This window comes from Kitasatospora sp. NEAU-CNBT7, assembly GCF_057220535.1.
This window is the reverse complement of the sequence record NZ_JBXQQB010000045.1, coordinates 1-25506: the sequence shown is the minus strand read 5'-3', so window position 1 is coordinate 25506 and position 25506 is coordinate 1. Positions and strand designations below refer to the sequence as shown.

Here is a 25506-nt window from a genome sequence, read left to right as displayed (position 1 = left end):
CCGGTGCTGACGGCGCGTCCGCCGGGTCAGGCCCCGGCGGGCAGGTACTCCTCGTGGATCTCGGCCGGCGCGAACGGCCAGACCCGTTCGACCCTGGACCAGATCAGGAACGCGACGCTGCCGGCCGCGACCCAGACCAGTGACCACTCGATCGGGTGCAGGCCGGGCGCGTTGCGGTCGGCGTAGCCGTAGATGGCCAGCCAGCCGACGGCGGCCAGGATGCTGGGCGCGGGGTAGAGCCACATCCGGTACGGTCGCGGCAGTCCGGGCTGGCGGCGGCGCAGCACGGTGACGGCGAGGATCTGGGCGAAGGCCTGGACGATCACCATGACGGTGGTGAGCAGGCCGATCAGGGTGGCCAGGTTGGTGTGCCGGCCGATCAGGAAGCCGACCGCGGTCATCACCACCATGGCGACCAGGCCGAGGACCGGGAATCCGTGCCGGCTGTGCAGCTTCCCGAAGGCGCGGAAGAACACCCGGTCCCTGGCCGCGTCGAACGGCACCCGGGAGCCGCCGAGCAGGCCGGTGAAGACCGAGGCGAAGGCGGTGACCAGGATCAGCACGGTGACCGTGTCGGCCGCGGCGCTGCCCCAGACCCGTTCCAGGACGGCGGAGGCGACGGACCTGGAGGCGACCGATCCGGGGTCCAGCATCTCGTGCCAGTCGATGACGCCGAGCACGCCGATCTGCAGCAGCAGGTAGATGGCCATGATGCCGGTGATCGACAGGATGATCGCCCGCGGCAGCACCCGGCCGGGCTGCTTGACCTCGGCGCCCAGGTAGGCGGCGGTGTTGTAGCCGAGGTAGTCGTAGATGCCGATGGTCAGGCCGGCCGCGAAGCCGAGCCAGAACTGGCCGTGGGCCAGGTCGACGGCGTGCGCGGGCCAGGTGAACGCCTTGGCGGGGGAGAAGTCGCTGTACGAGGCGACGATCACCGCACCGACCGCGACGATCATGACGCCCCACATCACGGTGGTGAGCTTCGCGATGTTCTCCACCCCGCGCCACAGCAGCAGGGCGACCAGCGCGAGGACCGCGAGGCCCACCGCGTCGCCCTCGCCCTGGCCCATCGACGGCCAGAGGTAGCCGAGGTACTGGACGAAGCCGACCACCCCGGTGGACATGATCAGCGGTATGAACAGCATCGCCGTCCAGACGAACAGGAACGGCATCAGCCGCCCGGTCCGGTACTGGAAGGCCTCGCGGAGGTAGACGTAGGAGCCGCCGGAGCCGGGCAGGGAGGCGCCGAGTTCGGCCCACACCAGCCCGTCGACCAGGGCGAGGACCGCGCCGGCGATCCAGCCGATCACGGCCTGCGGGCCGCCGAAGGCCGCGACCATCAGGGGGATCGTGACGAACGGGCCGATGCCGCACATCTGGCTCATGTTGATGGCGGTGGCCTGGAACAGGCCGATCCGTCTGCTGAGCGTCCCGGACATGGGAACTCCGTGGGGGTGAGAGGGGGCGAGTGCACGCGAGGGTCCATAAGTTAAGTTTCCTAACTTGAGGAGTCAAGGTCCGGTCCGGGCTATTGACCGGGGATGCGGGCGGCACTACCTTCGCGGCATGCGTTAGGAAACCTTCCTGACGAACGCCCTTGTCGGTGCGGGCCGACGGGCCGCCTGTGGGGGCGGCCCGTCAGCGTTCCTCCAGCGCCGCCCGCAGCCGGGCGGGGGCGACCAGGCCGTAGGCGGCCACCAGCAGGTCGGCCAGGTGGGGCCAGTCGACCTCGACGTCCAGGTAAACGCCGAGCCAGCCGCGGTGGCCGACGTACGGCGGGCGGAAGAACCGGTCGGGGTCGGTGGCGACCAGGTGCTCCTGCAGGCCCGGGGGAGCGGCCAGCCAGCAGGCGGTGCGGCCGTCGTGGTGGTGGTCGGCGAGGGTGGCGAACATCCGCTTCCCGCCGGCGAACCAGGCGCTCTCGCCGTGGCTGGGCCGCTCCTCGCACTCGGGCAGGGCCAGGCACAGCGCGCGCAGCCGGTCCTGCGGGCTTTCCGGCACGGCCGGTCAGCCGGCCGGCGGCGGGGTCGGGCGCGGCTCACCGCGATAGGTGCCGAAGGACCAGTGGTTGCCCTCCGGGTCGCGGGCCGCGAAGTCCCGCGAGCCGTAGTCGGTCACGTGCAGGCCGGTGATGATGTCGGCACCGGCGGCGGTGGCCCTGGCGTGCACGGCGTCCGGGTCGGCGGTGACCACGTACGCGCCGAAGTGGCCCGGGCGCAGCGGCCACTTGTCGTCCTCGTCCTCGGGGCGGGCGGAGCCGAGCATCAGCCCGCCGCCCTCGGGCCAGGCCAGCTGGGCGTGGTGCACCTGCTCGCCCTCGCCGTAGACGACGACCTCCTCGAAGCCGAACGCGTCCACCAGGAACCGGATCAGCGCCCGGGCGTCGGTGGCCCGCAGTGAGGGCCACACCTGCGGTGCGGGGGGCTGGGGTGCGGGGGTCTGGTCGGTCATGATCGTGTCCCTCCTGGGTCGGTTTCGGCCAGTCTGGCCGCTCCCGGGCCGCGGGGGCTTGGACGTTTGGGAACAAGTCACCCGCCCGGCGGCAGCGCGCCCGGGGGTGGCGGCGGGCGGTGCCGGCGGGCCTCAGCGGGCGGTGGCGGCGCGCGGGCCCGCGGCGCGGGCGGTGGCGGACTGCCGGGCGGGGGCGGGGGCGGTGGTTGCGGGGGCGGGGCCCGCGGGGGCGGCCGGGCCGGCCTCCTCGGCCAGCCAGGCGCTGGGCGGGCAGCCGGCCAGGGCGCGGAACTCGCGGGCCAGGTGGGCCTGGTCGAAGTAGCCGGTGGCGGCGGCCAGGTCGGCCAGCGCGGTCGCCGGGGCGGCGGCGAGCAGCCGCCGGGCCCGGTCGAAGCGGATCACCCGGGCCGCCTCCTTGGGGCTCAGACCGGTCTCCTGGCGGAAGCGGGCCAGCAGGTGGCGGCGGCTCCAGCCGACCTCGCGGGCGAGTTCGCCGACGGGCAGCGCGCCGCCGGAGGCGGTCAGCAGCCGCCAGGCCCGCCGGACCTCGGGCGCGGGACCGGGAACCTCCCGGCAGAGCGCGGGCAGCAGGGCGTCCAGGACGGCGAACCGGCCGGGCCAGTCCGGCGCCGCCAGGACGCGTTCGCGCAGCTCGTCGGCGGTCGGCCCGAGCACCTCGCCGGCGGACAGGTCGAGCCGGGCCAGTTCGCCCGCGGGCAGGCCCAGCAGTGCGCGGGCGCCGAGCGGGTCGAGGGCCAGCTGGATGCCGGACTGGCTGCCCTGGTGGGTGATCAGGGCGGGCGTGGTGTGCAGGCCGCCGAGCAGGGTGTCGTAGTCGGCGCCGGGCTGCCGGGGGTCGGGGTGGGCGGCGACGGTGAGAGGCTCGTCCAGGGTGAGGATGAAGGTCAGCCAGGGCGAGGGCAGGCCGCGGTGGCGTGCGGGGGCGAGGCCGTGCTGCCGGTAGCCGGAGTACCGCGCGACGTACGGCCGCAGCCGTTCGGCGGGCCGGACCCGCCGTGACTCGTCCACCTCTCCCACTCCTCCAGTATCGCCGCGGCGCGGCCCGCGCGGACAGGTCGTGTCCGGAGCGGTGCCGGAAGCGGGCCGGGCGGTACCCGGGGGGTGTCGGGGCCCCGCCGGGGATGTAAGGTAAGCCTTGCCTAAAGAAAGTCGACATGGTGACCGGCCCGGCCGGGAGTCGTCGTCGGCGGTGGTGAGGACAGATCTGGGGGGCCAGTGAGCACCGTTTTGACCGCGCGTCACGGCCGGGCCGGCGCCCGTACCCTGATCGACGCCCTGCCGTCGCTGGAGCGGTTCCGCGGCCGGACCGTGGTGGTCAAGTTCGGCGGCAACGCCATGGTGGACGAGGACCTGAAGGCCGCGTTCGCCCGGGACGTGGTCTTCCTGCGCTACGCCGGACTGCACCCGGTCGTGGTGCACGGCGGCGGCCCGCAGATCAGCGCCATGCTCGACCGGCTCGGCCTGGAGTCCTCCTTCACCGCCGGGCTGCGGGTCACCACGCCGCAGACCATGGACGTGGTGCGGATGGTGCTGGCGGGCCAGGTCCAGCGCGAGCTGGTCGGGCTGCTCAACGGGCACGGGCCGTTCGCGGTCGGCATGACCGGCGAGGACGCGCACACCATGACCGCGGTCAAGCGGTACGCGCAGGTGGGCGGCGAGCGGGTCGACATCGGCCTGGTCGGCGACATCACCGCCATCGACACCGGCGCGGTGAAGGCGCTGATCGGCGACGGCCGGATCCCGGTCGTCTCGCCGATCGCGCGCGGCGCCGACGGCCACGTCTACAACGTCAACGCGGACACCGCGGCCGCCGCGCTGGCGGTCGCGCTCGGCGCCGACCTGCTGGTGGTGCTCACCGACGTGGAGGGCCTCTACCGGGACTGGCCGGCCTCCGGCGAGGTGATCGAGCGGCTCGCCGCCGCCGAACTGGAGGACCTGATGCCCGGTCTGGCCAGCGGCATGCTGCCCAAGATGGAGGGCTGTCTGCGGGCCGTGCGCTCGGGGGTGGGGGCCGCGCGGGTGCTGGACGGCCGGGTGCGGCACAGCCTGCTGCGGGCCTTCACCGGCTCCGGCTCGGGCACCGAGATCGTCCCGGACGACGTGCGGCAGCCGGTCGGGGCGGGGAGCGCACCGTCCGGCGCCCCGGACTGACGGTCCGGCAAGTGTGCTGGTCACGGCGGTACGGGCGGCGGGCCGCGAACTTGACACCCGCGCCCGAGTAAGAGAAGTTAGGCAAGCCTTACCTAATGATCGGGCGAGGCGGGCCGGGTCCACGGACTCCACCGGAACGGTGCGGGGCGAGACCCCGTCAGCAGGCAGTCAACGGAAGGACGAGCATGTCGGGATCGCGCGAGATCGGCGCACGGACCGGGAGCGACAGCACCGACGACCTGGTCGGAATAGGCTTCGGCCCCTCCAACCTCGCCCTGGCCATCGCGATCGCCGACCACAACCGGCGCGACCCGGACCAGCCCCTGCGGGCCGGCTTCCTGGAGCAGCAGGCGGCCTTCGGCTGGCACCGCGGCATGCTGCTGGAGGGCGCGACCATGCAGGTCTCCTTCCTCAAGGACCTGGTCACCATGCGCGACCCCAGCAGCCCGTTCTCCTTCCTGGTCTACCTCCAGCAGCGCGGCCGGCTGGCGGACTTCATCAACCAGAAGTCCTTCTTCCCGACCCGGATCGAGTTCCACGACTACTTCGAGTGGTGCGCGGCCGAGTTCGCCGCCGAGGTCGCCTACGGCCGGCGCGCCACCGAGATCCGCCCGGTGGTGGCCGACGGCCGCATCGAGGCCGTCGACGTGGTCTCCCGCGCCACCGAGGGCCCCGCCGCCGAACAGGTCCGCCGCACCCGCAACCTGGCGGTCGGAACCGGCCTGACGCCGCGTCTGCCGGAGGGCGTCGAGCTCGGCGAGCGCGTCTGGCACACCCGCGACCTGCTCTTCAAGGCCCCCGCGCTGACGGAGCGCCCGCACCGCCGGTTCACCGTGGTCGGCGCCGGCCAGTCGGCCGCCGAGGCCGTCGAGTACCTGCACCGCACCTTCCCGGACGCCGAGGTCTGCGCCGTCTTCTCCCGCTACGGCTACAGCCCGGCGGACGACAGCCCGTTCGCCAACCGGATCTTCGACCCGTCCGCCGTCGACCACTTCTTCGACGCCCCGGAGTCGGTCAAGCGCGACCTGCTCGACTACCACGGCAACACCAACTACTCGGTGGTGGACGGCGACCTGATCGAGCAGCTGTACCGCACCGTCTACCAGGAGAAGGTGCAGGGCCGGGAGCGCCTGCGGATCCTCAACACCACCCGCCTCACCGGGGTGCAGCAGGGCCCCGACGGCGTCCGCGCGATGATCCGCTCGCTCACCACCGGCGAGGAGTTCGCCCTCGACTCGGACGCCGTGGTGCTCGCCACCGGCTACCGCCCGGTCGACCCGCGCCCGCTGCTGGGCGAGCTCGCCCAGCACTGCCTCACCGACGAGCAGGGGCGGCTCCGGGTCGACCGCGACCATCGGATCCTGACGGCCGACCACGTCGACGTCGGCATCTACCTCCAGGGCGGCACCGAGCACACCCACGGCATCACCTCCTCGCTGCTGTCCACCCTGGCCGTGCGCTCCGGCGAGATCTGCGACTCGCTGCTGCTCCGCCGCACCGCCGCCGAGCTGCGCGGCGACCTCGGCGCCCAGGTCGCCGCCGGCGCGGTCTGAGCCCTGCTCACCCCGCCGCCCGACCGCCCGCCCGACGAACGGACCCCACGATGACCCCCGCCCCGACCGGCCTCGACCGCGACAGCCTGCGCGCCGACCTCGCCGACCTGCTCGACGAGCCCGCCGAGGAGATCGGCGACGACGACGACCTGCGCGACCTCGGCCTGGACTCGATCCGGCTGATGAGCCTGGTCACCCTCTGGCGCTCGCGCGGCGCCCGGGTCGAGTTCGCCGACCTGGCCGAGACCGAACCGACGGTGCGCGCCTGGTCCGCGTACCTCACCCGCCCGGCCTCCGCCTGACCCCGTCCGGGCCTCCCCGCACCTGCTCCCGCGCCTCCCGCGCCGCCCCGGGCCCGTCGGGCCGGCGCGCCCCGCACCACCCCCCTCACTAGGAGAACCATGAAGACCCCCGCGCTGCTCATGACCTCGGCCGCCCACCGCCGCAGACTCGCCGCCGCCGGCGCCGCCGCCGCGATGTTCGCCCTGGCCGCCTGCTCCTCCACGGGCGGTGACAGCAAGGACGCGGCACCGGCCGGCAGCGGCACCCCCTCGGCCGCGGCGGCGGGCCCCAAGGTCATCGAGGCCACCAACGGCAAGGTCACCGTCCCGGCCGGGGTCAAGCGGATCGTCTCCATCTCCTACGCCACCGGCGCGCTGCTCGACCTCGGCGTGCAGCCGGTCGGCACCAGCACCATCGACGAGAACAACCCGATGGAGCTGCTGCCCTCGCAGAAGGAGGCCGCCGCCAAGATCGAGCCGATCGGCTCCGGCATCGAGATCAACATCGAGAAGGTCGCCTCGCTCAAGCCCGACCTGATCGTGGTCGAGGGCGCCACCGCGTTCGACTGGGGCATCAAGAAGCTCGAAGGCATCGCCCCCACCCTCTACTTCGGCGTGGACCACCCGGTCGACCTGTACAACGCACAGGAGAAGATCGCCACCGCCGTCGGCAAGGACGCCGAGTTCGCCAAGCTCAAGTCGGACTACACGGCCAAGGCCGCGAAGATCAAGACGGACTACGCGACCAAGCTCAACAGCCTGAAGTGGACCATCGCCTCCTCCTACGGCGGCGGCGAGTACCTGATCGACACCAGCAGCTCCTGGGTCGGCCGGGTGCTGACCGACGTCGGCGCCCAGTTCTCCGACGCGGCCAAGGACGGCACCGAGCACGAGGTCACCCTCTCCACCGAGAAGCTCGACGCGCTCGGCGACGCCGACATCATCCTGGTCCCCAGGACGGCCGCCACCGGCGAGGTCCCCGCGGACACCAAGGACCTGGAGAAGCAGCCGGCCTGGCAGCAGCTCAAGGCCGTCAAGGCCAACAAGGTCGTCCCGGTGACGTACGCCACCACCGACCGCTACGGCACCTCGATCGACCTGCTCGACCAGATCGAGACCATCCTCAAGGCCCAGTAACGGCCCCGGGTCCCGGGCCGCACGGCCCACGGTCCGGGCGGCCGCCCCCTCACCGGGCGGCCGCCCGGACCCGCGAAGCCCGTCACGCAGCACACAGCACACCCAGCAGTCCCGGCCGCGGCGGCCGGAGCCGCACAGACCCCGGGAAGGTCGAACGATGCCAGAGGCGCTCACCCACACCACGGACGCCGAGGACCTTGTCGGGCTGGAACTGACGGCCGCCCAGGCCGGCGTGCTGTCCGCCCAGCGGATCGACCCGGACAACCCCGTCTACAACGTCGGCCAGTACGTCGAACTGGACGGCCCGCTGGACACCGAGGCGCTCCAGGACGCCCTGCGCCGCACCCTCGCCGAGGCGGCCGGCCTGCACGTACGGCTGGTCGAGCGCGACGGCCGCACCCGCCAGGTGCCCACCGGCTTCGACCCGCGGGCCTGGCGGCTGCCCCGGCTGGACACCCGCGGCGCGGCCGACCCGGCGGCCGCCGCCGTCGAGCTGGTCCGCGCCCAGCTGGCCCAGCCGGTCGCCCTCGACGACCCGGCCGGCGCCCCGCTCACCGGCGCGCTGCTGGTCCGCACCGGCGACCAGCGGCACCTGTGGTTCCAGTGGTTCCACCACCTGGTGATCGACGGCTACAGCGTCGCCCTGTTCAGCCGCCGGGTCGCCGAGCTCTACACGGCGCTGGCCGGCGGCACCGAGCCCGCGCCCAGCCCGTTCGAGCCGGTCGACCGGCTGGTCGAGGCCGAGCAGGCCTACCTGGACTCCGACCGGGCCGCCGAAGCCCGCGCCTACTGGAACGCCCGCTACGCCGACCGCCCCACCGTGGTCGGCCTCACCGAGCGGACCGCCCAGGCGGGCCCCGCCGCGCTGCGCCACCGCATCGAGCTGACCACCGCACAGTCCGCCGCCGTCCTGGCCACCGCCAAGGCCGCCCGGACCACCTGGGCCGAGGCCTCGGCCGCCGCGCTCGGCGTCTACCTGCACCGGATGACCGGCACCCGGGACGCCGTCCTCGGCATGCACTTCATGGCCCGCACCGGCCCCGGCACCCTCCGGGTCCCCGGCATGGCGGTCAACATCCTGCCGGTCCGGCTGCCCGTCACCGGCACCGACACCTTCCACCTGCTGCTGCGCCGCGCCGCCGGCGAACTCAAGGACGCCCGCCGCCACCAGCTGCACCGCGGCGAGGAGCTCCGCCGCGACCTCGGCCTGGTCGGCGGCGACGCACGGCTGTACGGCCCGCTGCTCAACCTCAAGCCCTTCGACCTCGACCTGGACTTCGCCGGCACCGCGGGCCGCCTGGTCAACCTCGCCTCCGGCCCGGTCGAGGACCTGCAGCTGTCCGTCTCCCTCGGCCCCGACGAGACGCTGACCCTGGAGTTCGACGCCAACCCGGAGCTGTACACCGCCGCCGAGCTGGCCGCCCACGCCGAGCGCTGCACCGCCCTGCTGGCCCGGCTCGCCGCCGAGCCCGAACGGCCCATCGCCCAGCTGGAACTGCTGTCCGACGCCGAGCTGGCCGCGCTCGCCGGCTGGCACGCCACCGGGCACCCGGTGTCCGGGCACACGGTGGTGGAACTCTTCGCCGAGCAGGCCCGGCTGGTGCCGGACTCCGTCGCCGTGGTGGCCGGCGAACAGCAGCTGACCTACCGCCGGCTGGACGACCGGGCCGGCCGGCTGGCCACCCTGCTCGCCGCCCGCGGCGTCACCGCCGAGTCCTTCGTCGCACTCGCCCTGCCCCGCACCGCCGACCTGGTGGTCGCGATGCTCGCCGTGCTCCGCTGCGGCGGCGCCTACCTGCCGCTGGACCTCGACTACCCGGCCGACCGGCTGGCGTTCATGCTGGACGACGCCCGTCCGGTCTGCACCCTCACCCTCGCGGCCGCCGCCGCAGCGGTGCCCGACGAGCACCGGCCCCTGGTGCTGGACGCCCCGGCCACCCTCGCCGAACTGGCCGCCGCCCCCGCACTGCCGACCCGCCCCGTCGACCCGGACACCCCCGCGTACGTCATCCACACCTCCGGCTCCACCGGCCGCCCCAAGGGCGTCGTGGTGCCGCACGGCGCGCTCGCCACCTTCCTCGAGACGATGCGCGAGGAGCTGGCCCTCGGCGCCGGCGACAGCCTGGTCGCCGTCACCACCGTCTCCTTCGACATCGCCGAACTGGAGATCCACGTCCCGCTGGTGAGCGGCGCCGCCGTGGTGCTCGCCGACCGCGACACCGTCCGCGACCCGGCCGCGCTGGCCGCGCTGATCGACACCCACCGGCCCAAGGCCGTCCAGGCCACCCCCACCCTGTGGCACGTCCTGCTGGAGGACGGCACCGCGGGCAGCCTGCCCGGGGTGCACGCCCTGGTCGGCGGCGAGGCGCTGCCCGCCGAACTGGCCGAGCGGCTGACCCGCGCCACCCGCCGCGTCACCAACGTCTACGGCCCGACCGAGGCCACCATCTGGGCCACCTCCGCCGAACTCGCCGCCGCCCACCGCGGCGTCCCCGACATCGGCGTCCCGTTCCGGAACACCCGCGCCCACGTCCTGGACGGCGCGCTGCGCCCGGTGCCGCCCGGCGTCCCCGGCGAGCTCTACCTGGCCGGCGACCAGGTGGTCCGCGGCTACCTGCGGCAGCCCGGCCTGACCGCCGGCCGCTTCGTCGCCGACCCGCACGGCCCGGCCGGCACCCGGATGTACCGCACCGGCGACCTGGTGCGCCGCGCCGCCGACGGCCGGATCCACTTCCTCAGCCGGGTCGACGACCAGGTCAAGCTGCGCGGCTTCCGGATCGAACTCGGCGAGGTCGAGGCCGCGTTGACCGCACAGCCGGACGTCTCCCGGGCGGTCGCCCTGGTCCGCGAGGACACCCCCGGACGCCGGCAGCTGGTCGGCTACGTGACCGGCACCGCCGACCCCGCCGCGCTGCGCCCGGCCGTCGCGGGCCTGCTGCCCGAGTACATGGTGCCCGCCGTCGTGGTCGCCCTGGAGACCTTCCCGCTCACCGCCAACGGCAAGATCGACCGCCGGGCGCTGCCCGCCCCCGAGCAGACCGCCGGACCGGCCGGACGCGCCCCCGGCACCGAGGCCGAACGGGTCCTGGCCGACCTGGTCCGCGAGATCCTCGGCCTGGCCGACATCGGCGTCGACGACAACTTCTTCTCCCTGGGCGGCGACTCCATCTCCGCCATCCAGCTCGGCAGCCGCGCCCGCAAGGCCGGCTACGCGATCACCCCGCGGGTGGTCTTCGAGCGCCGCACCGTCGCCGGGATCGCCGCCGTCGCCGAGACCGCGAGCACCGCCCCCGCCGCCACCGGCCCCGACGCCGTCGGCCCGCTGCCCGCCACCCCGGCCGGCGAGTGGCTGCGCGAGCGCGGCGGCCCGGTCCGCCGCTCCGCCCTGCACACCGTGCTCACCGTCCCCGCCGGACTGGACGGCGACCGCCTCACCGCCGCCCTGGACGCGCTGACCGACCGCCACGACACGCTGCGCCTGCAGCTGACCGTCGAGGCCGACGGCGCCTGGACCCAGCGGATCCGCCCCGCCGGCAGCGCCCCCGCCGCCGAACGGCTGCGCCGCGTAGCCGTCCCCGCCGCCGACCTGGACCGGGCCGCCGCCCGCGAGCGCGAGGCCGCCGTCGACCGCCTCGACCCCGAGCAGGGCACCGTGCTGCAGGCCGTCCACCTGGACGCCGGGCCCGACACCGACGGCCTGCTGGTCCTCGCCGTGCACCGGCTCGCCGCGGACGCCGCCTCCTGGCGGATCCTGCTCGCCGACCTGCCCGCCGCGTACGAGGGCCGCGCCCTGGGGCCCGTCGCCACCTCGCCGCGCCGCTGGGCGCTCGGCCTGGCCGACGCGGCCACCGCCGACCCGGTCCGCGCCGGACTGCCCACCTGGCAGGCGCTGCTCGCCGAGGGCGCCGGACCGCTCCTCGGCGACCGCCCGCTCGACCCCGCCCGGGACACCGCCGCCACCACCCGGCAGTTGCGGCTCACCCTGGACAGCGCCCGCACCGCCCCGCTGCTCGACCTGGTCCCCGCCACCCGGCGCACCGGCACCGGGCAGGTCCTGCTCACCGCCCTGACGCTGGCCGTGCTCGGCCGCCGCCGGACCCGGCACGGCGCCTCGGCCCGCCCCGACCTGCTGCTGCGCCTGGAGACCGACGGCCGCGCCGACCACCTGGTGCCCGGCGCCGACACCGCCCGCACCGTCGGCGCGCTGGCCGGCGGCCACCCGGCCCGCCTCGACCTCGCCGAGATCGACCTCGCCGACGCCCTGGCCGGCGGCCCCGCGGCCGGCCGCGCGCTGGCCCTGGTCAAGGAGCAGCTGCGGGCACTGCCCGACGCCGGCCTCGGGTACGGCCTGCTGCGCCACCTGGACCCGGCGGCCGGCGCCGCACCGGCCGCCGCCGACGCCCCGCAGCTGCAGTTCGGCTACCTGGGCCGGTTCGCCGCCGACGGCCGGCCGTTCACCCCCGCCGGTGACGCCTTCGAGCCGGCCGCCGACCCCGCGCTGCCCGCCGCGCACGCGCTGGAGATCACCGCCGTCGTCCACGACCGCGCCGACGGGCCCGAACTGACGGTCCGCCTCGCCTGGCCGCAGGGCGTGCTGACCGAGCCGGCCGTCCGCGAACTGGCCGGGCAGTGGTTCGCCGCGCTGGACGCGCTCACCGCGTTCGCCGCCCGCCCGGACGCCGCCGCCCTCACCCCCGGCGACGTGCCGCTGGCCGCCGTCACCCAGCCCGTGCTGGACCTGCTCGCCGCCGACCACCCCGGCACCGAGGACGTGCTGCCGCTCTCCCCGCTCCAGGAGGGCCTGCTGTTCCACGCCCTCTACCAGGACACCGGGGGCGCCGACGACCTGTACACCTCGCTGACCTCGCTCGACCTGCGCGGCCCGCTCGATGCCGCCGCCCTGCGGGCGGCCGTCGACACCGTGGTCAACCGGCACTCCGCGCTGCGGGCCGGCTTCCGGCACACCGGCCTGGACCGGCCGCTGCAGCTGATCGCCGGGCAGGTCACGGTCCCGTGGACCGAGCACGACCTGACCGGCCTGGACACCGCCGGGCAGGCCGCGCGGACCGGCGCGATCGAGGACGCCGAGGCGGCCGGCCGCTTCGACCTCACCCGCCCGCCGCTGCTGCGCTGCGCCCTGCTCACCCTGGGCGAGGACCACCACCGGCTGCTGCTGACCCGCCACCACATCGTGATGGACGGCTGGTCCACCCCCGTCCTGCTGCGCGAGCTGATCGCCGCGTACGGCGGCGCCCGGCGGTTCCCGGCCGTCACCCCGTACGCCGAGCACCTGGGCTGGCTCCAGCGCCGCGACGAGGCCGCCGACACCGCCGCCTGGCGGGCCGCGCTGGCCGGCCTCCAGGCGCCCACCCTGCTCGCCGACGCGCTCGGCCGCCCCGCCGGCGGCCCCGGCACGGCCGGCCGCGAACTCCACCTGCCGCTGGGCGCCGAGCTGACCGCCGCGCTCACCGGCACCGCCCGCCGCCACGGGCTGACCCTCAACACCCTGGTCCAGGGCGCCTGGGCGATCCTGCTCGGCCGGCTGACCGGCCGCACCGACGTGGTGTTCGGCGCCACCGTCTCCGGCCGCCCCAGCGACGTCCCGGGCGTCGAGTCGATGGTCGGCCTGTTCAGCAACACCGTCCCGGTCCGCTTCGAGCCCCGCGACGACGAGCCGGCCGCCGAGGCGCTGGCCCGGCTCCAGGCCCAGCAGTCGGCTCTGCTCGACCACCAGTACCTGGGCCTGGCCGACATCCAGGCGCAGGCCGGCCACGGCACCCTGTTCGACACCCTGCTGGTGTTCGAGAACTACCCCGTCGACCCGGCCGAGCTGACCGCCGCGGGCCTGCGGGTGGCCGGCATCGGCAACCGCGGCGCCACCCACTACCCGCTGACCGTCCTCACCCTGCCCGGCGACGCCCCGCAGCTCACCGTCGAGTACCGCCCCGACGTCTTCGACGCCGACCAGGCCGCCGCCGTCGGCGCCCGCCTGCTGCGGCTGCTGACCCGGATCGCCGCCGCGCCCGAGACCCCCGTCGGCGCGCTGGAGATCCTGGACACCGCCGAACGCGAGCAACTGCTGCACGGCTGGAACGCCACCGCCCGTCCCGTCCCGGACGGCACCGTGGTCGACGCCTTCCGGGCCCGGGCCGCCGCCACCCCCGACGACACCGCCGTGGTCTTCGGCGACCGCCGCCTGAGCTACGCCGAGCTGGCCGCCGAGGTCGAGCTGACCGCCCGCCACCTGGCCGCGCTCGGCGCCGGGCCGGGCCGGGTCGTCGCCCTCGCCCTGCCGCGCTCCGCCGACCTGGTGGCCGCGCTGCTCGGCGTGCTCGCCTCCGGCGCCGCCTACCTGCCCGTCGACCTCGACCACCCGGCCGAGCGGGTCGCCCTGATGCTCGCCGACGCCGAACCGCTGCTCACCCTGACCACCGCCGAGGTGGCCGCCCGGCTGCCGGTCCTCGCCGAGCACGGCCGGGGCACCCTGCTGCTCACCGACCTCGGCACCCGCTCCGCCGAGCCGCTGCCCCCGCACGCCGACGACCTGGCGTACGTCATCCACACCTCCGGCTCCACCGGCCGCCCCAAGGGCGTCCAGGTGCCGCACCGGGGCCTGGCCAACATGCTGGAGCACCACGGCAACACGGTCTTCGCCCGGGCCGTCGAGGCCGCGGGCGGACGCCGGCTGCGCGCCGCGCACACCGCCTCGTTCTCCTTCGACTCCTCCTGGGAGCAGTTGCTCTGGCTGATCGCCGGCCACGAACTGCACGTCTACGGCGAGGACCTGCGGCGCGACCCGCAGGCGCTGGCCGCCCGGCTGCTCGCCGACCGGATCGACACCCTGGACGTCACCCCGTCGTTCGGCCAGCAGCTGGTCGAGTGGGGCCTGCTGGACTCCGCCGAGCACCGCCCGCTGCTGTTCCTGGTCGGCGGCGAGGCCGTCGGCGAGGCGCTGTGGACCCGGATCCGGGAGACCGAGGGCGTCATCGGCCACAACTTCTACGGCCCCACCGAGTACACCGTCGACACCCTGGGCGCCGCGCTGGACGAGAGCGCGACCCCGTTCGTCGGCCGCCCGATCGGCAACACCCGGGTGTACGTGCTGGACGCCCGGCTGCGGCCGGTCCCGGCCGGCGTGCCCGGCGAGCTGTACATCGCCGGCCCCGGCCTGGCCCGCGGCTACGGCAACCGCCCCGCGCTGACCGCCGGCCGCTTCGTCGCCGACCCGTTCGCCGACGGCGGCCGGATGTACCGCACCGGTGACGTGGTCCGCCACCGGCCCGACGGCTCCCTGGACTTCCTCGGCCGCGACGACGACCAGGTGAAGATCCGCGGCTTCCGGGTCGAGCCCGGCGAGGTGGAGGCCGCGCTCGCCGCGCTGCCCGGCGTCACCGGCGCCGCCGTGGTGGTCCGCGGCAGCGCCGGGGTGCGCCGCCTGGTCGGCTACGCCGTCCCCGCCACCCTGGACCCGGCCGCGCTGCGCAAGGCGCTCGCCGCCACGCTGCCCGAGTACCTGGTCCCGGCCGCGATCGTCGCGCTGGACGCGCTGCCGCTGAACGTCAACGGCAAGCTCGACCGGCAGGCCCTGCCCGAGCCGGAGGCCGCGGACTTCGCCGCCCCCGCCGGGCGGGCCCCGCGCGACGAACGCGAGGCCGTGCTGTGCGGCGTGTTCGCCGATGTGCTCGGCCTGCCGCGGGTCGGCGTCGAGGACGACTTCTTCGCCCTCGGCGGCCACTCGCTGCTCGCCACCCGGGTGATCGGCCGGGTCCGGGCCGCGCTCGGCGCCGAGATCGCCGTCCGCGACCTGTTCGAGGCCCGCACCGCCGCCGCGCTGGCGCAGCGGCTGCGCACCGCCGCCGCCGGCCGCCCCGGGCCGAGCGCCCGGCCGCGCCCCGAGGTGCTGCCGCTGTCCGCCGCGCAGGCCCGGCTCTGGTTCCTGTACCGCCTGGAGGGCCCCAGCACCGCGTACACCATCCCGTGCGCGCTGCGGATCGACGGCAAGCTCGACGCCGACGCGCTGCGGCTGGCCTTCGGCGACGTGCTCGCCCGGCACGAGGCGCTGCGGACCGTCTTCCCGGACACCGACGGGCACCCGCGGCAGCGGATCCTGACCCCGGCGCAGGCCGGGGTACCGTTCACCACCCAGGAGGTGACGGTCCACCGGCTGGACCGCGAGGTGGCCGCCGCCGGGGCGTACGCCTTCGACCTGGCCACCGAGATCCCGGTCCGCGCCACCCTGCTGTCCAGCGCCGCCGACCGGCACGTGCTGTCCGTCGCGCTGCACCACATCGCCGGCGACGAGTGGTCCGAGGGCGTGCTGCTGCGCGACCTGGACCGCGCCTACGCGGCCCGGCTGACCGGCACCGCCCCGGTGTTCGCGGCGCTGCCGCTGCAGTACGCCGACCACGCGCTCTGGCAGGCCGACCTGCTCGCCGAGGACGGCGGCCCGGCCGCCGACCAGGTCGCGTACTGGACCGGGAAGCTGGCCGGCCTGCCCGCCGAGCTGGCGCTGCCCACCGACCGGCCCCGGCCCGCCGAGGCCACCGGCCGGGGCGGCTCGGTCCGGCTGCGGCTGCCCGCGGACCTGCACACGGCGCTCGGCGAGTACGCCAACCGGACCGGCGTCACCCCGTTCATGGTCACCCAGGCGGCCGCCGCGCTGCTGCTCGGCACGCTCGCCCGGACCACCGACGTGGCGCTCGGCACCCCGGTGGCCGGGCGGGCGGACGAGGCCGTCGAGGAGGTGGTCGGCTTCTTCGTCAACACCCTGGTGCTGCGGCACGACCTGTCCGGCGAGCCCGCCTTCGACGCCCTGGTGGCCCGCTCCCGGGAGACCGTGCTCGGCGCGCTCGCCCACCAGGACCTGCCGTTCGACCGGCTGGTGGAGATCGTCAACCCGGAGCGCTCGCTCGGCCGCCACCCGCTGTTCCAGGTGATGGTGCAGCACCGCAAGGAGGCCGGCGGCCTGGACGCCCTGCTCGGCGCCCGCACCGCGCTGCTGCCCGACCCGGTCCACGCGGCCCGCTTCGACCTGGCGTTCACCTTCGTGGAGTCCGCCGACGGCACCCGCACCGACCTGACCGTGATCTACGCCGAGGACCTGTTCGAGCGGTCCACCGCCGGGCTGTTCGGCGCCCGGCTGCTGCGGGTGCTGGAGCAGGCGCTGGCCGCGCCCGAGCGCCCCGCCGCCCGGATCGAGCCGACCTCCGCGCAGGAGCGCCGCGGCCTCGCGGGGGAGTGGAACGCCACCGAGCGCGAGGTCCGCCCCGGCACCCTGGTGACCCGGATCGCCGAGCGGACCGCCGCCACCCCCGACGCCGTCGCCGTCATGTTCGACGCCGAGCGGCTCACCTACCGCGAACTGGACGCCCGCGCCGACGCGCTGGCCCGCCGGCTGGCCGCGGCCGGCGCCGGACCGGGCCGGATCGTCGCGATCGCGGTGCCGCGCTCCGCCGAGCTGATGGTGGCGCTGCTGGCCGTCCTGAAGTCCGGCGCCGCCTACCTGCCGCTGGACACCGAATACCCGGTGGAGCGGCTGGCCGGGATGGTCGAGGACGCCGCGCCGGTGTGCGTGCTGACCGTCGACGGCCAGGCCGACCGGCTGCCCCGGGTCCCGGGCGTCCCGGTGCTCACGGTCGACGGCGACGGCCCGCAGGCCGAACCGCAGGCGCCCGGCGAGGACCACCCCGCGTACGTGATCTTCACCTCGGGCTCCACCGGCCGCCCCAAGGGCGTGCTGGTCGGCCACCGGGCGATCGTCAACCGGCTGGACTGGATGCGCGAGGTCTACGGCATCACGCCCGAGGACCGGATCCTGCAGAAGACCCCCGCCAGCTTCGACGTCTCGGTCTGGGAGTTCTTCCTGCCGCTGGTCAGCGGCGCGGCCGTGGTGCTGGCCCGCCCCGGCGGCCACCGCGAGCCCGGGTACCTGGCCGAACTGGCCGCCCGGCACGGCGTCACCACCGCGCACTTCGTGCCGTCCATGCTGACCGCCTTCACCGGCGCCGCCGAGGGCGAGGACGCGATCCGCCGCGGCTTCACCGACGTGCGCCGGGTGTTCTGCTCCGGCGAGGCGCTGCCCGCCGCCGCCGTCGACCGGTTCGCCGCCCTGTGGCCGCACATCGAACTGCACAACCTGTACGGCCCGACCGAGGCCGCCGTCGACGTCACCTACCACCGCGCCTGGGCCGGTGCCGGGGTCGTCCCGATCGGCCGCCCGGTCTGGAACACCAAGCTGCACGTGCTGGACGAGCGGCTGCGGCCGGTCCCGGTCGGCGTCCCCGGCGAGCTGTACCTGGCCGGCGTCCAACTGGCCGACGGCTACCTCGGCCGCCCGGCGCTGACCTCCGGCCGCTTCGTCGCCGACCCGTTCGGCACCGGCGGCCGGATGTACCGCACCGGCGACCTGGTGCGCCGCCGGGTCGACGGCGAGGTCGAGTACCTCGGCCGCACCGACGACCAGGTCAAGGTGCGCGGCTTCCGGATCGAGCTCGGCGAGGTCGAGTCGGCACTGGCCGCCGTCCCCGGCGTCGGCCAGGCCGCCGTCGCCGCCCGCCCGCTGGTCGAGGGCGGCGCCCGGCAGCTCGCCGGGTACGTCGTGGCGCAGGCCGGCGCCGCCGTCAGCGGCGACGCCGTCCGCGCCGCGGTCGCCGCCGTCCTGCCCGACCACATGGTGCCCGCCGTGGTCACCGTGCTGGACGCGCTGCCGCTCAGCGTCAACGGCAAGCTCGACCGCAAGGCGCTGCCCGCCCCCGGCCGCACCGCCGCACCCGCCGCCACCACCGGCCACACCCCCGCCAAGGCGATGGCCAAGGTCTTCGCCGAGGTGCTCGGCCTGCCCGAGGTCGGCGAGGAGGAGAACTTCTTCGCCCTCGGCGGCGACTCCATCGTCTCCATCCAGCTGGTCAGCCGGGCCCGCAAGGCCGGGCTGGAGATCGCCGCCAAGGACGTCTTCCAGTACCCGACCCCGGCCGCGCTGGCCGCCGCCGCCAAGGGGCAGCCGCCCGCCGCGCCGGCCGCCACCGCCACGGCGCCCGCCCCGGCCGACGGCGAACTGCCCGCCCTGCCCGTCGTGCACTGGCTGCGCGAACGCGGCGGCCCGGTCGACCGGTTCAACCAGTCGGTGCTGCTCACCGTGGAGGCCGGCCTGCGGGCCGAGCCGCTGCGCCGGGCGCTCGCCTCGCTCGCCGGGAACCACCCGGCGCTGCGGCTGCGCCTGGACACCACCGACGGCCTGTGGACCCAGGAGATCCTGCCCGCCGACCAGGCCCCCGCCGTCACCGACCCGGACACCCTGCGGGTGGTCGAGGGCACCGGCACCGAGCTGATCGCCCGGGAGGCCGACGCGGCCGCCGCCGCCCTCGCCCCCGGCGCGGGCCGGGTGCTGCGGGCCGTCCACTTCGACGGCGGCGCCGGGCAGGACGGCCGGCTGCTGCTGACCGTCCACCACCTCGCCGTCGACGGCGTCTCCTGGCGCACCCTGCTGCCCGAACTGGCCACCGCCTACGCCGCGTTCGCCACCGGCGGCCGGCCCGCCCCGGAACCGGAGGCCGACACCCTGCGGTCCTGGTCGGAGCGCCTGCTGGCGCACGCCCAGGAACGCTCCCGGGTCGCCGAGGCCGGCTACTGGCGCACCGCCCTGGCCGGCCCCGCCGGACCGCTCGGCACGCTCACCGCCGACCCGGCCCGCGACACCGTCGCCACCGTGCGCACCCTGCGCCGCACCCTGCCCGCGGAGCGCACCGCCCCGCTGCTCACCGACGTGCCGCAGGCCTTCGGCGCCGGCGTGGACGACGTGCTGCTGGCCGGCCTCGCGCTCGGCGTCGCCACCGCCCGCCCGGGTGCCGCGCCCGCCCTGCAGCTCGACCTCGAGGGCCACGGCCGCGGCGGCGCCGACACCGGCGCCCTCGCCCCCGACCTGGCCCGCACCGTCGGCTGGTTCACCACCGTCCACCCCGTCCGGCTCGACCTGGCCGGCCTCGACCCGGCCGCCGCCCTCACCGGCGGGGCCGAGGCCGGACGCGCCCTCAAGCAGGTCAAGGAGCAGCTGCGGGCCGTCCCCGACCGCGGCCTCGGCCACGGACTGCTGCGCCACCTCAACCCGCAGACCGCGCCGCTGCTCGCCGCCGCACCGCGCTCCGAGCTGCTGTTCAACTACCGCGGCCGCACCGACGGCCCGGCCGGGCCGGTGGCCGGCGGCTGGCCGTTCGCCCCGCAGGAGCAGCGCGCGGCGGTCACCGCCGCGGCCGGCCCCGACCCGGCGATGCCCGCCGGGTACCCGCTGGAGATCGACGCGGTGGTCCAGGCCGGCCCGGACGGCCGGCCCGAACTGGCCGTCGAGTGGAGCTGGCCGCAGGCCCTGCTCACCGAGGCCGAGGTGGCGGCGCTGGCCGACGCGTGGTTCGCCGCGCTGGACGCCTTCGCCGTGCACACCCGCACCGGCGGCGCCGGGGTCACCCCCTCCGACCTGACGCTGGTCAGCCTGAAGCAGTCCCAGATCGACCGGCTGGAATCCCGGCTGCGCAGGCGCCGATGAACCCGCCCGACCACCACCCCGTGCCCCTCCCCGCCCCGACCTCCAGGACCGAGAACACCGTGACGAACGACCAGCACCCGACCCAGGCCGAGCTGACCGAGGAGCCCGCCACCGAGTCCACCCTGGAAGACGTCTACCCGCTGTCCTCGCTCCAGGAGGGCCTGCTCTTCCACGCCCTCTACGACGCCGAGGCCCGCGACGTCTACGTGGTCCAGTCCCACCTGGACCTGGCCGGCGACGTCGACACCGCCCGGCTCGGCACGGCCGTCGACGCGCTGCTGCGCCGGCACGCCAACCTGCGGGCCGGCTTCTGGTACGAGGACCCCGAGGCGGTGGTCCAGTTCGTCCAGCGGGCCGTCGACACCCCGCTGCGCGAGCTCGACCTGACCGGCCTGGACCCAGCCGCCCAGGACGCGGCCGTCCGCGACGCGATGGACCAGGACTGGCGGCACCGGTTCGACCTGGACACCCCGCCGCTGCTGCGCTTCGCCCTGCTGCGGCTGGGCGCCGACCGCTCCCGGCTGGTCGTCACCTGCCACCACCTGCTGCTGGACGGCTGGTCGATGCCGATCCTGGTGCGCGAGCTGCTGGCGCTGTACGGCGCCGGCGGCGACCTCGCGGCGCTGCCCGCGGTCCGCCCGTACAAGGACCACCTGGCGCTGCTCGCCACCCGCGACACCGCCGCCGCCGAGCGCGCCTGGCGGACCGCGCTGGACGGCTTCGACCAGGCCCGCCCGGTCGCGCCCGGTCTGAACACGCCCGCCGTGGAGGCCGGTTCGGTGCACCTGACGGTGCCCGCCGGGCTCTCCGCCGAGGTGGCCGCCGCCGCGCGGGCCAAGGGGCTGACCCTCGGCAACCTCGCGCACACCCTGTGGGGCGTGCTGCTCGGCTCGCTGACCGGCGCCACCGACGTGGTGTTCGGCACCACCGTCTCCGGCCGCCCGGACGACCTGCCGGGCGCCGAGTCCATGGTCGGCCTGTTCATCAACACCGTGCCGGTCCGGGTCAGGGCCCGCGCCGGCGACACCCTCGCGCAGGCCGTCGCCGCCGTCCAGGCCGAACAGGCCGCCCTGATGGCCCACCAGCACCTGGGCCTGGCCGCGATCCAGCGGCAGTCCGCCGTCGAGGGCGCGCTGTTCGACACCCTGCTGGTGGTGGAGAACTACCAGGGCGGCGGCGACGACGTCCGGGCCTCGCTCGGCGGCGCCGACGGCCTGGCCATCACCGGCCTCGGCGCCCGCGACGCCACCCACTACCCGCTGGGCCTGGCGGTGCTGCCCGGCGCCGAGCTGCGGCTCGAACTCGACTACCGCCCCGACGTGTTCGAGCCGGCCGAGGCCGAGCGGATCGCCCACCGCTTCCTCGCCCTGCTGACCGCGTTCGCCGCCGACCCGGACACCCCGCTGGCCCGGCTCGACCTGCTCGGCGCCGAGAGCGCCGTCCTCGACGGCGGCGACCACCCGGTGCCGGCCGGCACCGTCGCCGACCTGTTCACCGCGCAGGCGGCCCGCACCCCCGACGCCCTCGCCCTGGTCACCCCGACCGACCGGCTCACCTTCGGCGAGCTCGCCGACCGGGTCGACCGCCTCGCCCGGCTGCTGCTCTGCCGCGGCCTCGGCGCCGAGCGGACCGTCGCCCTGGCGCTGCCCCGCTCCACCGGGACCGTGGTCGCCCTGCTCGCCGTCCTCAAGGCCGGCGGCGCCTACCTGCCGCTCGACCTCGACCACCCCGCCGAGCGGATCGCCCAGGTGCTGGACGACGCCCGCCCCGCCCTGACACTCACCACCCGCGCCCTCGCCGACCGCTTCCCCGGCGGCATCGAACTCGACGACCCAGCCGTCCTGGACGCGCTCGCCGCCCTCCCCGGCGGCCCGCTCACCGACACCGAACGCGGCGGACCGGTCCACCCCGAGCAGGCCGCGTACGTCATCCACACCTCCGGCTCCACCGGCCGCCCCAAGGGCGTCGTGGTGCCGCACGCGGGCCTCGCCAACCTCGCCCACGACCACCTCGCCACCACCTTCGCCGACGCCGTCCGGGCGAGCGGCCGCGAACGCCTGCGCGCCCTGCACCTGGCCTCGTTCACCTTCGACTCGTCCTGGGACCAGCTGCTCTGGCTGGTCGGCGGCCACGAACTGCACCTGCTCGGCGAGGACGACCGGCGCGACGCCGAGACCGTCGTCGGGTACACCCGCGAGCACCGCATCGACGTGCTCGACAACACCCCGTCCTACGCCCAGCAGCTGATCGACTCCGGCCTGCTGGACGGCGCCCACCGCCCGAGCGTGCTGCTGCTCGGCGGCGAGGCGCTGCCCGAGCCGCTGTGGACCAGGCTGCGCGCCGAACCCGGCACCACCGCGGTCAACTACTACGGCCCGACCGAGTACACCGTCGACGCGCTGGTCGCCGACCTCGCCGACAGCGCCACCCCGAGCATCGGCCGCCCGCTGCGCGGCGGCCGCGCCTACGTGCTGGACGCGATGCTGCGCCCGGTCCCGGCCGGCTCGCCCGGCGAGCTGTACCTGGCGGGCCGCCAGCTGGCCCGCGGCTACCTGGACCGCCCGGGCCTGACCGCCGAACGCTTCGTGGCCGACCCGTTCGGCGACGGCGGCCGGATGTACCGCACCGGCGACCTGGTGCGCCGCCGGCCCGACGGCACCCTCGACTACCTGGGCCGGGCCGACGACCAGATCAAGATCCGCGGCTACCGGATCGAGCTCGGCGAGATCGAGGCCGCCCTCGCCGAGCAGCCCGGCGTCGCGCAGAGCGCCGTCCTGGTCCGCGACGGCGCCGTGAAGCGCCTGGTCGGCTACGTCGTCCCCGCCCCCGGCGCCGAACTGGACACCGCCGCGCTGCACACCGCGCTCGCGGCCCGGCTGCCCGAGTACATGGTCCCGTCCGCCTTCGCGGTGCTGGACGAGTTCCCGCTGACCGTCAGCGGCAAGACCGACCGGGCCGCGCTGCCCGACGACACCCTCGAGTACGCCGGACTGGGCTCCTCGCGGGCCGCCGAGACCGACACCGAGCGGCTGCTGTGCGACCTGTTCGCCGAGGTCCTGGCGCTGCCCGGGGCGGGCGCCGAGGACGACTTCTTCCGGCTCGGCGGCGACTCGATCGCCTCCATCCGGCTGATCGGCGTCGCCCGCGCCGAGGGCCTGGCGATCAGCCCGCGCGACGTGTTCGAGTGCCGCACCCCGGCCGCGCTGGCCGCCGTCGCCGACCGGCGCGGCGCCGCCGCACCGGCCCCCGCGATCCCGGCCCTGCCCGGGCCCACCGAGGCCGAACTCGCCGTCGTCCGGGCAGCGGTGCCCAAGCTGGAGATCGAGGAGGTCTGGCCGGTCTCCCCGCTCCAGGAGGGCCTGCTCTTCGAGGCCGGCTACGACGACCAGGCCCTGGACGTCTACACCTCCCGCGACGTGGTCACCCTCACCACCCGGGTCCCGGTGGACGTGCTGCGCGCCGCCGTCACCGCCGTGCTGGAGCGCCACCCCAACCTGCGGGCCGGCTTCCTCCAGGACGGCCTGGACCGGCCGGTCCAGTTCGTGCCGCGCGCCGTCGACGTACCGCTCACCGAGGTCGACCTGAGCGGCCTCGACCAGGCCGCCGCCGACGCGGAACTCCGGCGGCTCAAGGAGACCGAGGCGTTCACCCGCTTCGACCTCACCGCCCCGCCGCTGCTGCGGCTGGTCTCGGTGCTCGCCCCCGGCGGACGCCAGCACCTGCTGATCACCAACCACGCGCTGCTCTGGGACGGCTGGTCCTCCGGCCTGTTCCTGCAGGAGCTGCTGACCCGCTGCCACGACGGGCTGACCGGCACCGCCACCGCCCAGGACACCGGCGCCCTGCCGTACCGGGACTTCCTCGCCTGGCTGGGCGCCCAGGACCAGCAGCAGGGCCGGGACGCCTGGCGGACGGCGCTGGCCGGCCTGGACGAGCCCACCCTGCTCGCCCCGCAGGCCCGCGAGCGGGCCGCACTGCTGCCCGAGAAGGTCGAGCTGCCGATCTCGGCCGAGCTCACGGACCGGATCGCCGCCTACGCCCGCGAGCGTGCGCTGACCCTCAACACCGTGCTCTCCGGGGCCTGGGGCCTGCTGCTGGCCGGTCTGACCGCCCGGCAGGACGTGGTGTTCGGGGCGACCGTCTCCGGCCGCCCCGCCGAACTGCCCGGTATCGAGGGCACCATCGGCATGTTCCTCAACACCGTCCCGGTCCGCGCCCGGCTGCGCGGCGAGGAGAGCGTCGCCGCGTTCCTCGCCCGCCTCCAGACGGAGCAGACCGAGCTGCTGCCGCACCACCAGGTCGGCCTCGGCGAGATCTCCCGCACCACCGGCTTCGGCCGGCTCTTCGACACCCTCCAGGTGCTCCGCAACACCCCCGCCGACGAGGGCGTGCGCGACCGCATCCGGGAGTCCCTCGGCGTTCAGGACGTCATCGACGTCGACGCCACCCACTTCCCGCTGATCTTCATCACCAACCCCGGCCCGGCGCTCTCCTTCGAGTGGACCTACCGCCCCGACGTCTTCGACCGCGACACCGTCGAGCAGCACGCCGAGCGCCTGGTCCACCTGCTGGAGCAGCTCACCGCCCGCCCCGGCATCCTGGTCCGCGAGCTGGACCTGCTGACGGTGCGTGAGCGTGGGTCGGTGTTGGGGGAGTGGGCGGCGACGTCGCGGGTGTTGCCGGATGCGACGGTGGCGGATCTGCTGGCGGAGCGTGCGGCGTTGGTGCCGGGTGCGACGGCGTTGGTGTTCGGTGGTGTGTCGTGGTCGTACGCGGAGTTGGATGCGCGGGTGAACCGGCTGGCGCGGTTGTTCGTGGCGCGTGGGGCGGGTCCTGAGCGGGTGGTGGCGTTGGGGTTGCCGCGTTCGCTGGAGATGGTGGCGGCTCTGTTCGCGGTGTTGCGGACGGGGGCGGCGTATCTGCCGTTGGAGTTGGACTATCCGCGGGAGCGGTTGGCGTTCATGGTGGAGGACGCGGGGCCGGTGTGTCTGGTGACGGATTCGTCGGCTGCGGGGTTGATGCCGGAGGCGGCGGAGGTGGTGTTGCTGGATTCGGCGGGGGTGCGGGCGGAGTTGGCTTCGCTGTCGGACGGTCCGCTGGGGGTGCGGGTGGATCTGGATGCGCCGGCGTATGTGATTTTCACGTCGGGTTCGACGGGTCGGCCGAAGGGTGTGGTGACGCCGTACCGGGGGCTGACGAACATGCAGTTGAACCACCGTGAGGCGATCTTCGATCCGGTGGTGGAGTCGGCGGGCGGCCGTCGGCTGCGGATCGCGCACACGGTGTCGTTCTCGTTCGACATGTCGTGGGAGGAGCTGCTCTGGCTGGTCGAGGGGCACGAGGTGCACGTCCTCGACGAAGCCCTGCGCCGCGACGC

10 protein-coding genes are annotated in these 25506 nt (G+C 75.7%); 6 read left to right on the top strand and 4 right to left on the bottom strand.

Annotated elements, in window-relative coordinates; all coding sequences use genetic code 11:
- Window positions 1–26: 26 nt before the first annotated feature.
- From AC2TEW_RS34820 to AC2TEW_RS34805, 4 genes are all read right to left on the bottom strand, one after another.
- Complete coding sequence (locus AC2TEW_RS34820; protein WP_484627273.1) at window positions 27–1439, bottom strand: APC family permease; 1413 nt, start codon at window positions 1437–1439, stop codon at window positions 27–29.
- 199 nt (window positions 1440–1638) lie between these two features.
- A complete protein-coding gene (locus AC2TEW_RS34815) occupies window positions 1639–2001 on the bottom strand; it encodes an MmcQ/YjbR family DNA-binding protein (protein WP_484627272.1) in 363 nt (120 codons plus the stop codon).
- Window positions 2002–2007: 6 nt separating this feature from the next.
- Window positions 2008–2451, bottom strand: a complete 444-nt coding sequence (locus AC2TEW_RS34810; RefSeq protein ID WP_359893661.1) for a VOC family protein — start codon at window positions 2449–2451, stop codon at window positions 2008–2010.
- Between the two features lie 132 nt (window positions 2452–2583).
- Window positions 2584–3480 carry an AraC family transcriptional regulator gene (locus tag AC2TEW_RS34805; protein ID WP_484627271.1) on the bottom strand — a complete coding sequence of 299 codons (897 nt, stop codon included), beginning with the start codon at window positions 3478–3480 and terminating at the stop codon, window positions 2584–2586.
- A 219-nt stretch (window positions 3481–3699) separates the two neighbouring features.
- Between AC2TEW_RS34805 and argB the strand changes: the two genes are divergently transcribed.
- The 6 genes from argB to AC2TEW_RS34775 form a co-directional block, all read left to right on the top strand.
- Entirely contained in the window at window positions 3700–4623 is a 924-nt protein-coding gene (argB, locus tag AC2TEW_RS34800; protein ID WP_484627270.1) for an acetylglutamate kinase, read from the top strand.
- 185 nt (window positions 4624–4808) lie between these two features.
- Window positions 4809–6176 carry a lysine N(6)-hydroxylase/L-ornithine N(5)-oxygenase family protein gene (locus AC2TEW_RS34795; RefSeq protein ID WP_484627269.1) on the top strand — a complete coding sequence of 456 codons (1368 nt, stop codon included), beginning with the start codon at window positions 4809–4811 and terminating at the stop codon, window positions 6174–6176.
- Window positions 6177–6226: 50 nt separating this feature from the next.
- Entirely contained in the window at window positions 6227–6478 is a 252-nt protein-coding gene (locus AC2TEW_RS34790; protein ID WP_484627268.1) for a phosphopantetheine-binding protein, read from the top strand.
- Between the two features lie 99 nt (window positions 6479–6577).
- On the top strand, window positions 6578–7594 hold the full coding sequence (locus AC2TEW_RS34785; RefSeq protein ID WP_484627267.1) for an ABC transporter substrate-binding protein: 1017 nt from the start codon (window positions 6578–6580) through the stop codon (window positions 7592–7594).
- Window positions 7595–7751: 157 nt separating this feature from the next.
- Window positions 7752–20129 (top strand): non-ribosomal peptide synthetase, encoded by a 12378-nt coding sequence (locus AC2TEW_RS34780; RefSeq protein ID WP_484627266.1) that lies wholly within the window; start codon window positions 7752–7754, stop codon window positions 20127–20129.
- A gap of 59 nt (window positions 20130–20188) precedes the next feature.
- Window positions 20189–25506: non-ribosomal peptide synthetase (locus tag AC2TEW_RS34775; RefSeq protein ID WP_484627265.1), on the top strand; the 5318-nt coding region annotated here is incomplete at its 3' end.

Bases quoted from the DNA above. Each gene is read 5' to 3' on its own strand.
- AC2TEW_RS34820 (WP_484627273.1), bottom strand. From the start codon at position 1,439: ATGTCCGGGACGCTCAGCAGACGGATCGGCCTGTTCCAGGCCACCGCC.
- AC2TEW_RS34810 (WP_359893661.1), bottom strand. From the start codon at position 2,451: ATGACCGACCAGACCCCCGCACCCCAGCCCCCCGCACCGCAGGTGTGG.
- AC2TEW_RS34795 (WP_484627269.1), top strand. From the start codon at position 4,809: ATGTCGGGATCGCGCGAGATCGGCGCACGGACCGGGAGCGACAGCACC.
- AC2TEW_RS34790 (WP_484627268.1), top strand. From the start codon at position 6,227: ATGACCCCCGCCCCGACCGGCCTCGACCGCGACAGCCTGCGCGCCGAC.
- AC2TEW_RS34785 (WP_484627267.1), top strand. From the start codon at position 6,578: ATGAAGACCCCCGCGCTGCTCATGACCTCGGCCGCCCACCGCCGCAGA.
- AC2TEW_RS34780 (WP_484627266.1), top strand. From the start codon at position 7,752: ATGCCAGAGGCGCTCACCCACACCACGGACGCCGAGGACCTTGTCGGG.